The following is a 16,749-nucleotide window of genomic DNA, read 5'->3' as shown; positions in this document are numbered from 1 at the left end:
TTAAAACATAGGTGTGCTGTTTTAAGGAAGTTTTGGAGTAGGGTTACATTATTCTGGCCAAGAGTTTGTTACTTTGCCCTCGTCATCATACACTTCCAGCTTTACCTTGTTATGTTTATCTACATAAAACATAGCTTTTGTCGCTCCATTATCTCCAAATAGAAACAATCCATTATTTTGGCTTCTTGTTTTTCCCAGCATTATTCTTGTTTTTGCACCAATAAGCCCTTTGTCAACATATTCCTGCTGTTTTTGTTTTCTTAATTTTTCGTCCTTAATACCGTTTAGTTCTTCCATTATTTTTTGTACTCCTTGCTGAGTTTCATTTGGGGCACGATCGTTAAAGGTTAAAGCACTTGTCACTCTTCTTTCATCGCCTTTTCCTACATCAGTAGTCAGGAGTTGCATTACCTGATCGCCGTCGTATTGATCGTATGTTAAAGAAAGCCCGGAGCTATGTCCGTTTTCATCTTTTGTGCCGTCGTATATAAATCCGCCACATTCAATTCCATCTTCATTAAAATATAACATTCCTGATCGTTTTTTTCTGTCCTTATTTAGCACTGTATTATTGACTGTAGTCGTCCCATTTGGAAATTGCGCGACATTGGTAATGATCATTTTAACGGTACCATCAGCTTCTACAATATTAATTCGCTCCACATCAATAGTTCCGAATTTTTGATTTTGATTTGTTTTGAAAGCAAATAAAAACAATGCTGTGATAGCGACTGTACATAGTGTAAATGTTCTTAGGATTACTAATTCTCGATTGTGTTTTTTCATTGTTTCTGTTTTTAGGATTATGTTATTTGAAACAATAGTACCGCTATAATGGAAGCCCAACAAGTGCAAACTAGTGAGTGCAGGAACATACCAAATGAAGTAAGGAAAAAGTTGATTGAGCGATGCTACAAATTACCTGATTATAGTAATTCTAAACTAAATTCACTCTTTGTGTTTCCGAATTAATTTTTGAAATGTAAATGGAGCTTACGTTCTGTTTTCAAAAACAAATTAATTTACCTTTTAAAACGCTTCGCAGGAGCAAGTAATTTTAAGGGTATTTGTGCGTAGTTTGTGATGTTTACATATTAAAAACAGCAACTTCATTAAACTGCCAAAAATAATTGCTACTCTCTAATAGAGTCCTTTCTAGCCTCATTTAGTTTTATAGAATCTGTAGCACGTTTACGGGCTATAGAGTCCTTACTAGCCATAACACGCCTGTTAGCGGCCACCAAACTGTCTATCTTTTGTTTGTTGTGGCTGGTGGTGGTGGTGTCGAGATCGCTATTGTAGTATTCGTGGGTGGTAATTACTGTAAAACCGTCTTCGGTCACAGGTGCTTTACTAGGTGTAGTATTTGTTTTATCCACAATTTTTTGTGTGGCTTTAGATACAGGTGTTGTTGTGTCAGCTCCGCTTGTATCAGGTGTAGTTATATTGGTTCCTTCGTTTGATACGATTATTTCGGTACCATCTTGGGTTACTACTTTATTGTTTAAGGAAGTTTTGATTTCAGTTTCAGTTTTGTTATTCATTTTTGTTCTGTTTTCCTCCGTGGAAATTTCAGATGTGTTTCCATCCAAACTAGTTGAACTTGGCGTCGCTAATACACCAGCCAAAAGTAATAATGCCAAAAACACTCCTGCGCCTCCATACCAGAACCAAATAATGCTGCGGCGTTTTTTTTCGCGTTTATCCAAGCTGTTGTCCAGTCGTTCCCAAAGTGTTTTACTCGGAGCTTTTTGAGCGTTGTTTAATCTGTCTTTTAGCAGATCTCCTATGTCTTTTTTATGCTCCATGTGTAGGTGTTTTTTTTGGTTGGATGAGGGCTGAAATGCTTTTTTGTAAACCTAATTTTGCACGGTGGTAGTTAGATTTTGAGGTGCCTTCAGAAATATTTAAAATACGTGCTACTTCTTTATGCGAATATCCGTCTAGCTGGTATAGATTAAACACCAAACGGTACTGGTCGGGCAATTGCTGTATGCATTGCAAAAGAGTGTCCAAGGATATCGCTGAAAGTTCTGTTTCCTGAGGAGGCTCGGCTACCGTTTCTTCCAGAACATCAACAGGAATATATTTGTTATTCCTGTAGCGGTCTATAGCTTTAAACATGGTGATGCGTTTCATCCAGCCTTCAAAACTACCTCGGTTTTCAAATTTTTTTATGCTGTCAAAAATTACCATAAAAGCCTCGTGCAGATTATCTTCTGCTTCTACGGCATTACGAGTGTACTTTAAGGAAACAAAATAGAGTACGTCTTTATACTGTTTAAAGAGTTCTCCTTGCGCAGTACGGTCGTTTTTTTTACAGCCTTTTATGAGTTGTTCTTGAGTCAAAAATATAATTTACTAGTTATCCGCCAGTACAAGGTACGGCTTCAATGGTTATTTGTGTTATTTCCAACAATTCGCCACTAGTGTTGTAGGCAATACGTATAAAAATAGTCTGCGGATTTTCAACATTGGTATAGTTTGTTGGAGTTAAAGCATTGGCGTTAGTAAGCGCATCTTCTTCGGTACTAAAAAAGCTGTGCGTTATGCTGGATAGTACATCATGCGTCGAAGGTACAGCGATGCAAGGGGTGTATTTTTGAAGGTTGAAATTGGCAACTCCTGGTGTATCCTTCAGTTCGCAAACCTGATAGCCGTCTGCTGTACAAGGCAAACTGCATTCTTTTTCTAGTAGAACCGAATGGGTGTCGTTGCTTATAAAAATCTGTTCGTCGCTAAATAAATCAACTTTCCAATTAAAGTCCCAGAAGCCTTCCACCTCAGGATGATCGTTTAAGTCTATGTTTAAAAATAATTCTTCTCCAATGTAGAGTGTTATCCAGGTTCCGAAGAACACCTCGGTATTATAATGAAACTGTACGGTGCCATTTCGGTTTATTTTAAAAGCAGCGCCTTCAAAATTGGTAGTGCTGCCAGTTACTGGAGTCACAGCCCAGGTACATGCTATCAAGGTATTATTACACCGGCGTTTGCGTTCTTCTTTGCTGCATTTTTTAATGGCATTTTTAAGTTCTTCGTTTGTGGGTATTTCAATTAATTCGCCATTGTTTAGGGTTCCGGAAATTGGGTAATTAACGCTAATGGAATAGTTTTCTGGTAAGGCTTCTAGCAACGCGATAAACTCTTTATTATTAAATACAGCGCGCGTATCTGCCAAATCTAGGTTTTCATCAAAACTAAAAATCGTGAAGGAGTAATTAAATTCAATACAATTAATAGAAAGATCTGTGGGTTCATCTGTAATTAATTCCAGAAAGGTAAAGAGTTCTTCGTCTACAATAGCTGTGTTAATTTGTGCAGGATTAATGGGTTCGTTTTCGCATGAAATAAAACACAAGCCGAATACCAGAGGCAGGAAATACATGATCTTTTTCATAGCAGTTTTTTCAAGGTTTAGTACTTTATAGTCTCTTGCTGAGAAAAAAGTTGCGTTTATAGCAAAAAAAAAACCGCCTCTCATTGCTGAAAGGCGGTTTTAAAAAATAGTAGAAAAAGAAATTAATCTCTTTTTCTATCGTCTCTTTTGTTATCACGACCTCCGCCACGACTATCTCTCCCGCGGTTGTTGTCACGGCTACCACGATCTTCTCTTGGTGGGCGTTCTACATATCCTTCAGGTTTTGGTTGCAATGCTTTTCTAGAAACTTTGTCTTTTCTAGTTCGCTTATCCAGTCCAAAATACTTTACATCAAAAACGTCGCCCATATTTACTACGTCGCTTACGTTTTCGGTGCGTTCCCAGGCTAGTTCAGAAACGTGTAATAATACTTCGTTTCCTGGAGCATCCATATATTCAACAACAGCACCAAAATCTAACATTTTGATTACTTTTACTTCGTATACACTTCCTACCTCTGGTTTAAAGGTAATAGAATCAATCTTCGCTAATACAGCATCGATTCCTTCTTGTCCTGTTCCAAGAATTTCAACAATTCCTTCTTCCGTCACAGGGTCTTCGTTAATAACGATAGTACAGCCTGTTTCTTTTTGAAGTTCCTGTATTACTTTTCCACCAGGTCCAATTAAAGCACCAATAAAATCGTTAGGAATACGTACTGTTACCATTTTTGGAGCGTAGTCTTTCACGTCTGCTCTTGGAGTTGCGATTGCATCTGTTAATTTCCCAAGAATATGTAAACGACCATCTCTTGCTTGCTTTAAGGCAGCTACAAGAATCTCGTAACGTAATCCTTTTACTTTAATGTCCATCTGGCAAGCGGTAATACCATCTGCTGTTCCGGTTACTTTAAAGTCCATATCTCCTAAGTAATCTTCATCACCAAGAATATCAGACAATACCGCAAACTTTCCAGTAGCTCCATCAGATATAAGTCCCATTGCGATTCCAGAAACCGGCTTTATCATTTGGATACCTGCATCCATCATTGCCATAGTTGCAGCACAAACCGTTGCCATAGAAGAAGAACCGTTAGATTCTAAAACTTCACTAACTACACGTACGGTATAAGGGCAATCGTCTGGTACCATTCCTTTAAGACCACGTTGTGCCAAGTTACCGTGACCAACTTCTCTACGAGAGGTTCCACGAATAGGTCTTGCTTCACCTGTACAGAAAGGAGGGAAGTTGTAATGAAGGTAGAAGTTCTCTTCTCCTTCAAAAGAGGGCATATCTATTTTGTTGGCATCTCTGGAAGTTCCCAACGTTACTGTAGCTAGTGCCTGAGTTTCTCCACGTGTAAATACAGCAGAACCGTGAACCGATGGCAAGTAATCTACCTCACACCAGATATCACGTACTTCATCGGTCTTACGACCATCTAAACGCAACCCTTCGTTCACCGTAAGGTCACGAACCGCAGCTTTTTCAGCTTTACGATAATAGTCAGAAACTAAACCACCGTATTCCTCTAATTCTTCTTCAGAGAACGATGCTTTTACCTCTTCTTTAATATTGGCAAATGCCATGGTACGTTCTTGCTTTGTAGATCCAGCTTTTGCAACTGCATATACTTTGTCATACGCCATGTCGTGAATTTTTTTCACTAGCTCTTCATTATCTGGAGCTTCTTCGTACTCACGTACTTCTTTTCTTCCAAAGGCATCGGCCAAACGATGTTGTGCCTCAATCTGAAGTTTAATAGCTTCGTGCGCAAACTTAATGGCTTCGATCATTTCTTCTTCAGAAATTTCGTCCATTTCACCTTCTACCATCATCACAGAATCTGCAGAAGCTCCAATCATCATATCGATGTCGCTTTCTTCTAACTGTGCTCTGGTTGGGTTAATTACAAATTTACCATCTATACGTCCTACTCTGGCTTCAGAGATAGCACACTCAAATGGGAAATCGGATAACTGGATGGCTGCAGAAGCGGCAAGACCTGCCATAGCATCTGGCATTACATCCTCATCGTGAGACATTAGTTGAATCATTACTTGCGTTTCGGCACTGTAATTTTTCGGGAATAATGGACGTAATACACGATCCACCAAACGCATGGTTAGAACTTCACCATCACTAGGGCGTGCTTCTCTTTTAAAGAATCCGCCAGGGTAACGTCCTGCTGCTGCAAATTTCTCGCGATAATCTACAGTTAATGGTAAAAATGGTAAATCTTTTTGCTCGTAGTTAGAAACTACGGTACAAAGCAACATACATTTTCCAGATTGAACAACAACAGACCCGTGGGCTTGCTTTGCTAGTTTTCCGGTTTCGATAGAAATCTCTCTACCGTCACCAAGGTCAATGACCTCTCTAAATACTTTAGGTATCATAAAATTGTTTTTCACTTTTGCGCATAAGAATATACGCAGTTAATTGGTCAAAGCTTGATTTTCAAGCCAAGTGTTGTTGTGTTGTTGTGGTTTGACCAATGAAAAACCTAAGGGTAGCTTTTCTGTGTTTTCCTTCGACTCCATTCGGGAGATAAAAGGTCTTCTCAATAAATATTCTCTTTCTCGAAGAGAGTTTCCCGCCTGAGCGAGCATAAAAAATAAAGGGCTCGTAAGAGCCCTTTTACTAATCAATAATTACTTACGTAATTTTAATTCTTGAACGATGGCACGGTAACGCATAATGTCTTTTTTCATTAAATAATCTAATAAAGAACGACGTTTTCCTACTAACTTCACAAGGCTACGCTCTGTGTTGTAGTCTTTGTGGTTTGCTTTAAGATGTCCTGTTAAGTGCTCAATACGGTAGGTGAACAAAGCAATTTGTCCTTCTGCAGAACCTGTGTCCTTGCCATCTTTACCGTGTTTTGCGAAAATTTTCGCTTTTTCTTTTGGTGCTAAATACATGCTAATATTTTTGTAAATGATTGTTATGTATGTACTACGAGTATCGCAATACGGGCGCAAAAATAGTAAATTATTTTGGAATAACGATTTTAGATTGTAAATTTTAACTCACAACTCACAACTCACAACTCACAACTCACAACTCACAACTCACCACTCACCACTCACCACTCACCACTCACCACTCACCACTCACCACTATCTAGAAATAATCTCGATCTCCACCCTACGGTCATACTTATCGCCTTTGCCAGTAGGGTAGCGGTAGGCGTATCCCCGGGCGCTCATTCTTTTTTTGTCGATGCCGTTGTCCAGAAGGTAATTGTAAATTCGTTTGGCTCGAGCTTCACTCAAATTATTTTTTCCAGTCCGGTTATTAAAGCCATCTCTGCCAGGATCGTGTGTTTTTCCGCAACATACGTGACCTAAGAGTCTAAAGGTGATGTTGTTGTTTTCTTTTAAAAATGCCAATAACTCACTAAGGGCATCTTTGCTGTCATTTCTTATATCGTCTCGACCGGGATAGAAATGAATTCCTTTTAATTCTATTTTTTCTCCTATGTTTATTTTGGTGTAATCGTTTATTTTTTCTGGAAGTTTAGTAGGACTAGCGGTACTACTCTTGAAAACTAAATTTTCCTGATATACGGGCCACGTCATAATATCTACACGTCTGTTCTCATCTTCATCACCTTCTAATTCTCCAAAGCCGTTGGCAATAATAGTCGTGTAGTCCTTAAATTGTTGTTTTACCGAATTTGCGCGTTTTTCAGAAAGCTTTAAGTTATAGGTAGCGTCTGCAGGGCTACTGGCATATCCCTTTAAAACAATACTATCGGTGCGTTGTAGGGAGTGTTTCTGAATGCTATCTATAAACTGTTTTTGGGCGGCCGTAATCGTATAACTATTGTTTTCAAAATACACCGACCACGGTCCCCCTTGTTCTTGGCACAAACCCAAAAATGGAAGGAATGCTATTAGTAATGTCACTTTTCGTAAAAACATGCGTGTTTTTTATGCTGAAATAGATCTGGCTTCAAACAAACTAAAACGTTTAAAGTTAGGGGTGTTTAAAACTGAAACGTAAACAAAAACTTAAAATTATAAAAATATATGGCATAATAGGTTTCGTTGCTTAAGTTTTTGGTTTGATCTCTTGCTGAAATTCAAAGAGATTGGGATGCGCTTCGCACAAACAAATTTGGTTATCCAGTTTTTTTATTTACTTTACCGCCGTTCCCATTATTATATAATTCACTCATGAAAAACATATTACTCCTGTTAGCCTTTGCTATATCTGCTACTTCAATTTCTCAAATTGTTGATATTCCAGACCCTCTGTTTAAGGAGCATTTGCTTAATCAAATAAACCCACTTATCAATACCAATGGAGATACTGAAATACAGGTTTCTGAGGCACAGGCGGCGGAGAAAATAAGATTTTCTAATTTCAGCCAATTTACAGACTTAACTGGGATTGAGGCTTTTGTTAATCTAGAAGAAATTACTGGACAAAATTATGCGTTTACGTCTATTGATTTAAGTAGTAATAATAATCTGAAAAATATTTCCCTAACAATAGGAGATTTAGAAGAGATAATTTTACCTAATCAAACCACAAATCTTGAAAGGATTTCTTTATTTTCAAATAATTTTAACGATTTTTCTACTTTAAATAATTATTCTAACTTAAATACTGTATCTGTTTTTTCTAATGAAAGTTTAGGTGAATTAAATGTTTCAAATCTCTCGAATTTAGAAGTTTTAAGGATTAGCAATACAGAAATATCTGAAATAGATTTGAGTAATAACTTAAACCTTCAAGAACTTTCTATAGCAAACACAAATATTTCCGATATAGATATAGCCTCATTTAACTTAAAATTTTTATCATTTGGAGAGAATATTCAATCCATAAATTTATCCAGTCAAACACAACTGGAAGAACTTATAATAACAGGTGTAAGTTTACCATCGCTAGATTTATCTGGAAATACACAGCTTAGTTATTTGTCTATTAGCAACTATCCTTTTACAAACATTGATTTATCAAGCAATACTAATCTGGAAGAAATGTATTTGAGTGGTGATGTGTTAACCAGTTTAGATTTACAAAATAATTCAGCACTATTAGAATTAAATATAAGTGAACAAAACCTTGAAACCATTAATTTAAGCGGGTGCAATCAATTGGAAAGTCTAATCATGGATGGTATTCAGTCGTTACAATCATTAGACACCTCAAATAATAGACAGTTAATCGAGGTTGAGTTGTCGGGAACACGATTTATAGGGCAAGAAAATACTGTGTTAGATACCATTGATTTAAGTCAAAATACAGCTTTAGAATTTGCGCGAATTCAATATTTTGATGGTTTAATAGATATAGTAATTGACGGGGCAACTTCATTAAATAGCCTTCACTTATTTTATTTGCCATCATTAACTTTAGATTTTAATTCTAACACGAATCTTCAGGGCCTTCTTTTAAGTGGTTTGCCGTATGAAACAATAGATGTTTCACAGTTAAGCAATCTTAACTATTTTTCACTTAGGTATATGCCTACACAACAGTTAATTTATCCCAAAAATAATAATATTAAAGCCCTAAGTTTACACGGTACAGGATATACGGAGTTAGACTTAAGTGTCTTTGATAGCCTCTGTTGGCTACGGTTATGGGACAATTTGTTCCTTGAAAATGTGAATATCAGTACTATTGATCTTTCAGATATGGCAAGTGGTTCTACGTGTACTGAGGGATTATACTTTTTAGGAAATGTAGACGGCGATTTACAAACCAAAAACAACCCAAACCTGCGTTTTATTTGCGTGGACGATGCTTCTTTTGCTGCAGCTAATTTTACGGATACTGTAGAGGGATATGTAACCTTCACAGAAGACTGCTCTCTTTCCGGAAGCGACTTAAACACAATTGAAGGAGCGTTAAGCTTCGATCTTGACGGTAACAATTGTGCAACAGGAGCCTCAGCAATACCAAATAGATTGGTACTTGCCCAGGGCAACGATTTTATGTTAGGAACGGCTACTAATGAAACAGGGAATTACCAATTAAACGTAGGTGAAGGAGCTTATACAAACTATTTACCCAACTTTTCGAATATTTATAACGTAAATCCTGAAGAGGCAACCAATACCTTTGTAGGATATGGGAACGTAGAAAATGAAGATTTTTGCGTACAAGCTGCACAAACCGTAAACGATTTAAATATTGCCGTGGGTGCTAATAATCAGCCAACATTACAAGGAGGGGTAAGCTATTCTATTGTATACGAAAATGCGGGCACCACACCACAAAACGCCGTGATTACCTACACCTACAACGACACCAAACTTAATTTTATAAGCGCTAACCCAGCACCAACCAGCCAGACAAGCGGTAGTGCTACATGGGATTTAGGGGTTTTAAACCCTGTAAACTCAGGATCTATTTATGTAAGTTTTAGTTTGCCAGGAGCTCCTTTAAACGAAATTGGAGACTCATTAGATTTTACTGCACGAGTTGAACCTGTTGCGGGCGATGCAACACCAGAAGATAATACGTTCGATTTTACCGATTTTATTGAAGCCGAACCTTTTGCTCCATTATTTAATGGTTCTCAGCCAGATCAGATTTTAATTGATGAAGCTGATGAGTATCTTTATTTTTCCGTATGTTTTGACAACTTTACCCCACAAGCAGTTGAAAATGCCGTAGTGTATTTTTCGACTACTGGTTTTATCAATATCAATATGGAAACGGTACAGGTAATGGCTGTCAGTCATCCCGTTACTACCATGTTCGCTGAAGGCACTTTCTACTTTTATATGAATGATATTAACTTAGCTCCACTATTGAGCTCGGGTGGTGAAGAACAAGGTTACATTACCTTTAGGTTTAAACCGGTTAATGGTATTGAAGCAGGAGATCGAGTTCAGTTTCAACCACAAATAAGTCTGGATGGTTATCATACCAATGCCTTTACCTCAGTAGAATATGTAACCGAATTGGGTGTTGAAGATAACATAATAGACATAAAGGAAATTTTATTATACCCTAATCCAACCACAGGAATCATTACTATTTCATCAACTGAAAATATCCAGAGTATTGATGTGTACTCGCTAACTGGTCAATTGCTGAAAACTAAAAGCAACCTTCAACAAACCGAAGTTACCTTAAGTATAGAAGAGTTAGCAGCAGGTATCTATTTTGCCCGTGTAAGCACCGAAAGCGGGGAGAAGGTGTTTCGAGTAGTGAAGAAATAACTTTAAAATAACAGGAAAAAAAGAGGCTGTCTAAAAAGGAATGATAGTGTCAAACTGAGCGCAGTCGAAGTTTAATATATCGATAGTCAAAATAGATTTCGACTGCGCTCAACCAGACATTCCAAAGTGTATTCCTTTTTAGACAGCCTCTTTTTGTTAGGCTGTCTTTTCTCTTAAGGGCTGGTTGAGCACCAAATCCAAATAGAGATTTACTTTATGTTTTAAATCTTTACGGTGGGTGATAAAATCTAAGAAACCGTGTTCTAATAGAAACTCTGCGCTTTGGAAACCTTCTGGTAAATCTTTACCTGTGGTGTCTTTTACCACACGTGGTCCTGCAAAACCAATTAAGGCACCTGGCTCGCCAATATTTATGTCGCCTAACATGGCAAAACTCGCAGTTGTACCTCCCGTAGTTGGGTCTGTACACAAAGAGATGAATGGTATTTTAGCATCTGCCAGTTGGGCTAATTTGGCACTTGTTTTTGCTAACTGCATTAAAGATAAGGCAGCTTCCATCATCCGCGCACCCCCACTTTTGCTAATTAACAAAAAAGGGATGTTGTTTTTAAGCGAATGGTCTGCTGCACGGGCAATTTTTTCCCCTACAACACTTCCCATTGAGCCGCCAATAAAACTAAAATCCATACAGGCAATCACCAAATCTTTTCCCATAGATTTTCCAACTCCCGCACGTACGGCGTCTTTTAATCCTGTTTTTTTCTGGGCATCTTTTAAGCGGTCTACATACTTTTTGCTGTCTTCAAATTTTAAAGGGTCTTTGGACTCTAAGTTTTTATCCAGCTCTTTAAATTTATTATCGTCAAATAATATTTCAAAATATTCCTTACTTCCTATACGCACGTGGTAGCCATCTTCTGGACTCACGTAAAAATTGCTTTCTAGCTCGTCTGCATCTACAATTTTTCCCGTTGGAGATTTGTACCAGAGGCCACGAGGGACGTCTTTTTTATCTTCGGTAGGGGTTTGTATTCCTTTTTTTGTTCTTTTAAACCAAGACATATGTTTTTCGATTGAGGAGGGTTCGTAATTCAAATATAGGAAATCTTAGAGTGTGTTAATATTATTAAGGTCTTCAAAAGAACGCGCTAATCGTTTTTTGAAGGTTAACTCGCTTTCGCGCAACCACTTTCTTGGATCGTAATATTTTTTGTTTGGTAATTCTGTTCCTTCAGGATTTCCTATTTGTGTTTTTAGGTATTCCATATGTTTTGCGATATAATCGCGAGCTCCTTCGGTATAGGCAAATTGAAGATCTGTGTCAATATTCATCTTAATCACACCATAGCCAATGGCTTCACGAATTTCTTCTAGGGTAGAACCACTTCCGCCGTGGAATACAAAATCAATAGGATTGTGCCCAGTTCCAAATTTTTTCTGAACATATTCCTGAGAATTTTTCAGAATAATAGGCGTTAATTTTACATTTCCTGGTTTGTACACCCCGTGCACATTTCCGAAGGCAGCAGCAATTGTAAATTGGTCGCTCACCTTAAGGAGTTCTTCATACGCATACGCTACTTCATCTGGCTGGGTATATAATTTTGACGAATCTACATCGGTATTATCTACACCATCTTCTTCGCCACCCGTAATCCCCAATTCTATTTCTAGCGTCATCCCCATTTTAGACATGCGCTCCAGGTATCTTTTAGAGATTTCTATGTTTTCTTCAATAGGCTCTTCAGAAAGATCTATCATGTGCGAACTATACAAAGGCACTCCGTGTTGCTTGTAATAAACTTCACTCGCATCCAGCAAACCATCTATCCAAGGCAGTAATTTTTTTGCACAATGATCTGTATGTAAAATCACTGTTGCACCGTATAATTCTGCCAACTCGTGTACGTGTTTAGCGCCCGCTACACCACCAGCGATGGCTGCTCTTTCACCATCATTGTTCAACCCTTTTCCAGCGTTAAATAGACACCCACCATTCGAAAATTGAACAATCACCGGAGCATTCAGCTCGGCAGCAGTTTCCATCACCGTATTTACGGTACTAGAACTAGTAACGTTTACGGCAGGTAATGCAAATGCTTTTTCTTTTGCAAGTTTATGAATTTGTTGCACTTGTCTTCCGGTTGCAACGCCCGGTAAAATGGTGTGGCTCATAGTAGCGTATTTTGAACCGCAAAAATAATAAAAATTGCTGGGTTAGAACGGATAGTTAATCCCTATGTTATACACAGCGTTCTGGAAGTTGTAATCCTTAAACCAGCGTTCCCCTTCTGGACGTCCGGGATCGTGGGTTTTAAAACCAATATCAAACCGTATCACAAAAAATCCAAAGTCGTATCTAATACCGAATCCTGAGGCTACCGCTAGTTCTTTAAGGTCTTGGATACCATCAAAAGTAACAACTTCGTTATCTGCCTGGTCGTCCAATACATTCCAGATATTACCTACATCCACAAAAAAGGCTCCTTTAAAAGCTCCTAAAATAGTGTATCGGTATTCGCCATTAAAGGCAAGTTTAAAGTTTGCTTCGTTAAAATCTAAAACGCCACCACTGGTTCCCGGTCCTAAACTATAAGCTCTCCACCCACGATTATCGTTGGTTCCACCTGCAAAATAGCTTCGTGTAAAAGGCACGTTGTTACTGTTGCCATAAGGAATAGCAAGACCAATAAATGCTCTTGCGGCAAATACGTTATTGTCAAAAAGAGTCCAGTGTTTTATGACTTCGGCTTCTCCTTTTATATATTGAGAATAGGCCACCCCGCCTATTTCTTTATTGCTGTTTTCGTTTTCTTCTGCTCCTGTCAAGGCACTCAAGCCAGATAAAATAGTTCCCGCAGAAGCTAATTTCCATCGAAAGCGGGTCCAGCTTTTGTCAAAAATATTTTCTCGGGTGTCCTGGAGCCAGGTAAAGGAAGTAGCAAAAATTAAATTGTCTTCGCTTAAACGAAACTTACGCTCTGCAATGCTCAAAATTTCTTGAAACTGATCTTCACTTACATTTAAAGTAGGATCTGCTTCCAGCAAGACACTATTTATAAAATCATCTGTTTCTTCAGGTATGGTAAGACTTGGTGTGTTTGCCATCTCTGCATTGCTAAAATTGTATCCTGTAGTGCGGGCTATCTCATTGAGCCTTTCGTAGGAGCTTTGGTAGACATTAAAATAGTTGTTTACATTTAAGTTTCGAACATACTGAATATCGAATAAATCGAACTCGTTTGTCCTGATTTTAGAGGGTTTCCAGCGGTAATTAAATTTCCCGGAATAATTTTGGCGGTCCAGTCCAATATTGCTCTGAAGGTTTACTCCAACACTTAAATTGGTGGAGGGCGACATATACTTCGGGATAAGCTTGTCGGTTTTCAGCGGAAATAAAATTCGCGGAAACGATAATCGAACACTCGTTCCAATATCTGAAGTACCGAAAAATCCAACATCTCTATCTGCCGAGGATCCCACACTACCACTTCCTGAAATTTGTAATGTTTCTGCTCCTCTAAAAACATTTCTAATGAGTAGGGAAGCACTAAAACCAGTTCCAAAAGGTTGCAACGCAGAGGTGTAGGCGTCAAAAGTTACTTCTCCATTGTATTTTTTCTGTGGGGATAATAAAATGGTGGCAATAAGTCCGGTGCTATCCTCTGGATCTTCTTGGTATGAAATGTTAGGGTATTTAAAAATTTTTAAATCACTAATCTGGTTGTAGGTAAGGTTCCTGTCTATATCTTTAAAAATAGTGCCTGGTGTAATAGTAAGCGCATCTGTGATGGCCTTCGGTTTATATTTTATCTCTTCATAGCCATAGAGTTTATAGCCATTATGAGTGATAGAGTCTGTAAATGATTTGGTACTGTTTGCAAATGTATAGTCTGTTACTACCCGCACGTCGTTTACCGTGTAGATCTTAAAAGGCACGGTTATCGTGCTGTCATCTTTTGTGATACGTCTGTCTGGAATTACATAGGTGATGTTTGCTTTATGGTCTGTTTTTACCGTATCCCCTTTAAAGGTTACATAATCCTGATCAAAATAATACATCCCAGAATTCCTGAATTGTATCGTCAATCTATCAATTTCGTTTATAAAATTACTCCGTTTGTATTGCTCTCCAGCTACTAGAAATGCTTCGTTTTTGGTTTGCTTAAAGAGCGAATCCACTAAGGGGGAGCTAATAGTGTACGCAATAGAATCTATAAAATAGGGATCTGCTTTAATAACTTCATAGGCTACAGAGGCACGTTTCTCTTTGCTGGAGTCTGTAACAACTTTGTGTTTTGCCTTGGCGTTAAAATAACCTAAACTGGCATAATAGCGTTCCAGCTGTGTCACCGATTTTTTGTTTCTATCTTCCGAAACAATCACGGGTGCGTCGCCGGCACGCTGTAAAAACTGGTTAAATTTTATGTAAGAGCTGTCTAGCGCCGTTAATTGCTTCCGGGATAAAAGAGTTACCAAGCGCTCTTCCCGTCGTGGCTTTTTATGTAGCCAGGCCTGAAAGGTAGAATCTGGTTTTGGATTGGCAAGATTGTAAATATGTAAGCCAACAGGAATCCCCAAAAGCGGGAATTTTGTATTGGGACGTTGGGTAAGGTAGGAGTACGGTTCGTTGTTTCCAGTTTCTTCTCCGTCTACGGTAATGGTGTTTTCAGTGAGTAAAAATTGGTCGTCGGGAACGTATTTTACTGCATTACACGAAACCAAGAGTAGTGTGACTCCTAAAATAAATGCTACTTTTGTATGTGTTTGGACCAAGCTGTTGTCTTTACTGAAATTCAAAAATAGGATAATTTTGATAAGTAAAAGTGAAATAAAATCAATAACGCAATTACAACAAAAAAAGTACCGTGATGCACGGAATCTTTTTATTGCTGAAGGCCCTAAAGTTATAAAAGAATTATTGGCCGAAGGATTACAATTGAACACCTTTTTTTCTACAGAAATTTCCGAAGTTACAGAAAAGAACCATAGACATATTTCACCCCAAGAGCTTAAAAAAATAAGCAGCTTAAAAACACCCAATTCCTCGCTGGCCGTTTTTGAAAAACCTTCGCTCCAAAAATTTAAGGACAGTGGTCTTGTGGTAGCACTGGACGCAGTGCGTGATCCTGGAAATTTGGGCACTATTATTAGGCTGTGTGATTGGTTTGGTGTGACGCAGTTAGTATGTTCACGGGATACAACAGATTGTTACAACCCTAAAGTGATCCAGGCTACCATGGGAAGTATTGCAAGAGTTTCGGTGCAGTATGTTTTATTAGCCGATGTGCTTCAAAATTCAACTTTGCCCACTTTTGGTGCTTTTTTAGATGGGAAAAACGTGTATAAAAATAGGATGCCTCCAGAAGGAATTATAGTGTTGGGTAATGAAGCTAATGGAGTTTCTGAAGAAATTTCAGCAATCATTTCAGAAAAAATAAGCATTCCTCAATTTGGAAATACTACAGCCGAAAGCTTAAACGTAGCAACTGCAACAGCTATTTTACTAAGCGAGTTTAAACGTGCCTATTGAAAGGTGAAATTTATAAAAATACCTCGTGTAGACAAACTGCTAATATTTCCTGTCCAAGGAGAATTTGGATCATCATCTGCTACCAACTCATTACTTGTGGCAAAAACTCCACGTATAGAAGGCGTAAATTTAAAGTAGAATAAATAAAAGTCTATGCCAAAACCAAGTTCAAAGTAACCGGTGCCCGAGGTCATTCTAAACTGTCCTTGTTCGTTGTCCTCTGGGTTATCTTGATTGCTTGAAAGGTTAAAAGATCGCGATACCCCTGCCACAATAAAGGGCTTAAAGTTATTTAAACGTTCGGTAGAAAATTTTACCAAAAGTGGTATGTGGATGTAGGTAGATTTGGTCTCGCGTAAAAAGTCCCGTTCTTCTTCAAAATTTGGAAAAATAAGGTTTCGTTGTGCAAAATATAATCCCGGCTCCAGTCGTAAATTAATGTTTCTATTTATGCGCATATCGCCCACAAGACCCACATTAAATCCAGACTGGCTTTCTACAAGAATATCGGTATTATCGTCTTGAGCTTGGTTTTCGTATTCAATTTTGAAATCGTAGCTATTAAAACCTAAAAAATACCCATAGGTTAAAAATTTATTGTCAAACGTTTCTAGGTTTGCTAACCGTTCCTTGCTAAAAAGCTGTGCCTGTGCAGATTGGATTGTAAATAGTATTGCCAGTAAAAAAAATAGTCTCTTTAT

General features: G+C 38.1%; 13 protein-coding genes. 2 read left to right on the top strand and 11 right to left on the bottom strand.

Annotated features, from left to right (window positions below; all coding sequences use genetic code 11):
* Nucleotides 1–48: 48 nt before the first annotated feature.
* The 7 genes from ACQ2HF_RS01135 to ACQ2HF_RS01105 all read right to left on the bottom strand — a co-directional run bounded on the left by ACQ2HF_RS01135 (nt 49) and on the right by ACQ2HF_RS01105 (nt 7,290).
* Nucleotides 49–786 (bottom strand): hypothetical protein, encoded by a 738-nt coding sequence (locus ACQ2HF_RS01135; protein ID WP_432411674.1) that lies wholly within the window; start codon nt 784–786, stop codon nt 49–51.
* Nucleotides 787–1,133: 347 nt separating this feature from the next.
* Complete coding sequence (locus ACQ2HF_RS01130) at nt 1,134–1,808, bottom strand: hypothetical protein (RefSeq protein ID WP_432411673.1); 675 nt, start codon at nt 1,806–1,808, stop codon at nt 1,134–1,136.
* The gene (locus ACQ2HF_RS01125) at nt 1,798–2,349 is read right to left on the bottom strand and encodes an RNA polymerase sigma factor (RefSeq protein ID WP_432411672.1); all 552 of its coding nucleotides are present in this window, start codon (nt 2,347–2,349) and stop codon (nt 1,798–1,800) included. Before ACQ2HF_RS01125 ends, ACQ2HF_RS01130 begins: the two co-directional genes overlap by 11 nt.
* A 16-nt stretch (nt 2,350–2,365) precedes the next feature.
* Entirely contained in the window at nt 2,366–3,400 is a 1,035-nt protein-coding gene (locus ACQ2HF_RS01120) for a hypothetical protein (protein ID WP_432411671.1), read from the bottom strand.
* Nucleotides 3,401–3,522: 122 nt separating this feature from the next.
* Nucleotides 3,523–5,760 carry a polyribonucleotide nucleotidyltransferase gene (locus ACQ2HF_RS01115; RefSeq protein WP_432411670.1) on the bottom strand — a complete coding sequence of 746 codons (2,238 nt, stop codon included), beginning with the start codon at nt 5,758–5,760 and terminating at the stop codon, nt 3,523–3,525.
* A 255-nt stretch (nt 5,761–6,015) separates the two neighbouring features.
* Nucleotides 6,016–6,285: a 30S ribosomal protein S15 gene (rpsO, locus tag ACQ2HF_RS01110; RefSeq protein ID WP_432411669.1), complete on the bottom strand. Its 270-nt coding sequence runs from the start codon at nt 6,283–6,285 to the stop codon at nt 6,016–6,018.
* A gap of 198 nt (nt 6,286–6,483) precedes the next feature.
* The gene (locus tag ACQ2HF_RS01105) at nt 6,484–7,290 is read right to left on the bottom strand and encodes an OmpA family protein (RefSeq protein ID WP_432411668.1); all 807 of its coding nucleotides are present in this window, start codon (nt 7,288–7,290) and stop codon (nt 6,484–6,486) included.
* Nucleotides 7,291–7,545: 255 nt separating this feature from the next.
* Here ACQ2HF_RS01105 and ACQ2HF_RS01100 point away from each other — a divergent pair, with 255 nt between their 5' ends.
* Nucleotides 7,546–10,554, top strand: a complete 3,009-nt coding sequence (locus ACQ2HF_RS01100; protein WP_432411667.1) for a DUF7619 domain-containing protein — start codon at nt 7,546–7,548, stop codon at nt 10,552–10,554.
* 156 nt (nt 10,555–10,710) lie between these two features.
* Here ACQ2HF_RS01100 and accD read toward each other — a convergent pair whose 3' ends face one another.
* The 3 genes from accD to ACQ2HF_RS01085 are packed head-to-tail and all read right to left on the bottom strand — an operon-like array spanning nt 10,711 to nt 15,315.
* A complete protein-coding gene (gene accD, locus ACQ2HF_RS01095) occupies nt 10,711–11,577 on the bottom strand; it encodes an acetyl-CoA carboxylase, carboxyltransferase subunit beta (RefSeq protein WP_432411666.1) in 867 nt (288 codons plus the stop codon).
* A 45-nt stretch (nt 11,578–11,622) separates the two neighbouring features.
* Nucleotides 11,623–12,690, bottom strand: coding sequence for a class II fructose-bisphosphate aldolase (gene fbaA / locus ACQ2HF_RS01090; RefSeq protein WP_432411665.1), 1,068 nt, complete (start codon nt 12,688–12,690; stop codon nt 11,623–11,625).
* Nucleotides 12,691–12,732: 42 nt separating this feature from the next.
* Nucleotides 12,733–15,315, bottom strand: coding sequence for a BamA/TamA family outer membrane protein (locus ACQ2HF_RS01085; RefSeq protein ID WP_432411664.1), 2,583 nt, complete (start codon nt 15,313–15,315; stop codon nt 12,733–12,735).
* Nucleotides 15,316–15,328: 13 nt separating this feature from the next.
* On the opposite strand from ACQ2HF_RS01085, the gene ACQ2HF_RS01080 reads away from it, so the two are divergent.
* Nucleotides 15,329–16,048 carry a TrmH family RNA methyltransferase gene (locus ACQ2HF_RS01080; protein ID WP_432411663.1) on the top strand — a complete coding sequence of 240 codons (720 nt, stop codon included), beginning with the start codon at nt 15,329–15,331 and terminating at the stop codon, nt 16,046–16,048.
* Here the strand turns inward: ACQ2HF_RS01080 and ACQ2HF_RS01075 are convergent.
* A complete protein-coding gene (locus ACQ2HF_RS01075) occupies nt 16,042–16,749 on the bottom strand; it encodes a porin family protein (protein ID WP_432413045.1) in 708 nt (235 codons plus the stop codon). The genes ACQ2HF_RS01080 and ACQ2HF_RS01075 overlap by 7 nt on opposite strands.

Source organism: Rasiella sp. SM2506 (assembly GCF_050859505.1).
Taxonomy (GTDB): Bacteria; Bacteroidota; Bacteroidia; order Flavobacteriales; family Flavobacteriaceae; genus Marinirhabdus.
This window is presented reverse-complemented; position numbering and strand designations above follow the sequence as displayed.

Bases quoted from the DNA above. Each gene is read 5' to 3' on its own strand.
- ACQ2HF_RS01100 (WP_432411667.1), top strand. From the start codon at position 7,546: ATGAAAAACATATTACTCCTGTTAGCCTTTGCTATATCTGCTACTTCA.
- ACQ2HF_RS01115 (WP_432411670.1), bottom strand. From the start codon at position 5,760: ATGATACCTAAAGTATTTAGAGAGGTCATTGACCTTGGTGACGGTAGA.
- ACQ2HF_RS01105 (WP_432411668.1), bottom strand. From the start codon at position 7,290: ATGTTTTTACGAAAAGTGACATTACTAATAGCATTCCTTCCATTTTTG.
- fbaA (WP_432411665.1), bottom strand. From the start codon at position 12,690: ATGAGCCACACCATTTTACCGGGCGTTGCAACCGGAAGACAAGTGCAA.
- rpsO (WP_432411669.1), bottom strand. From the start codon at position 6,285: ATGTATTTAGCACCAAAAGAAAAAGCGAAAATTTTCGCAAAACACGGT.
- ACQ2HF_RS01135 (WP_432411674.1), bottom strand. From the start codon at position 786: ATGAAAAAACACAATCGAGAATTAGTAATCCTAAGAACATTTACACTA.
- accD (WP_432411666.1), bottom strand. From the start codon at position 11,577: ATGTCTTGGTTTAAAAGAACAAAAAAAGGAATACAAACCCCTACCGAA.
- ACQ2HF_RS01130 (WP_432411673.1), bottom strand. From the start codon at position 1,808: ATGGAGCATAAAAAAGACATAGGAGATCTGCTAAAAGACAGATTAAAC.
- ACQ2HF_RS01120 (WP_432411671.1), bottom strand. From the start codon at position 3,400: ATGAAAAAGATCATGTATTTCCTGCCTCTGGTATTCGGCTTGTGTTTT.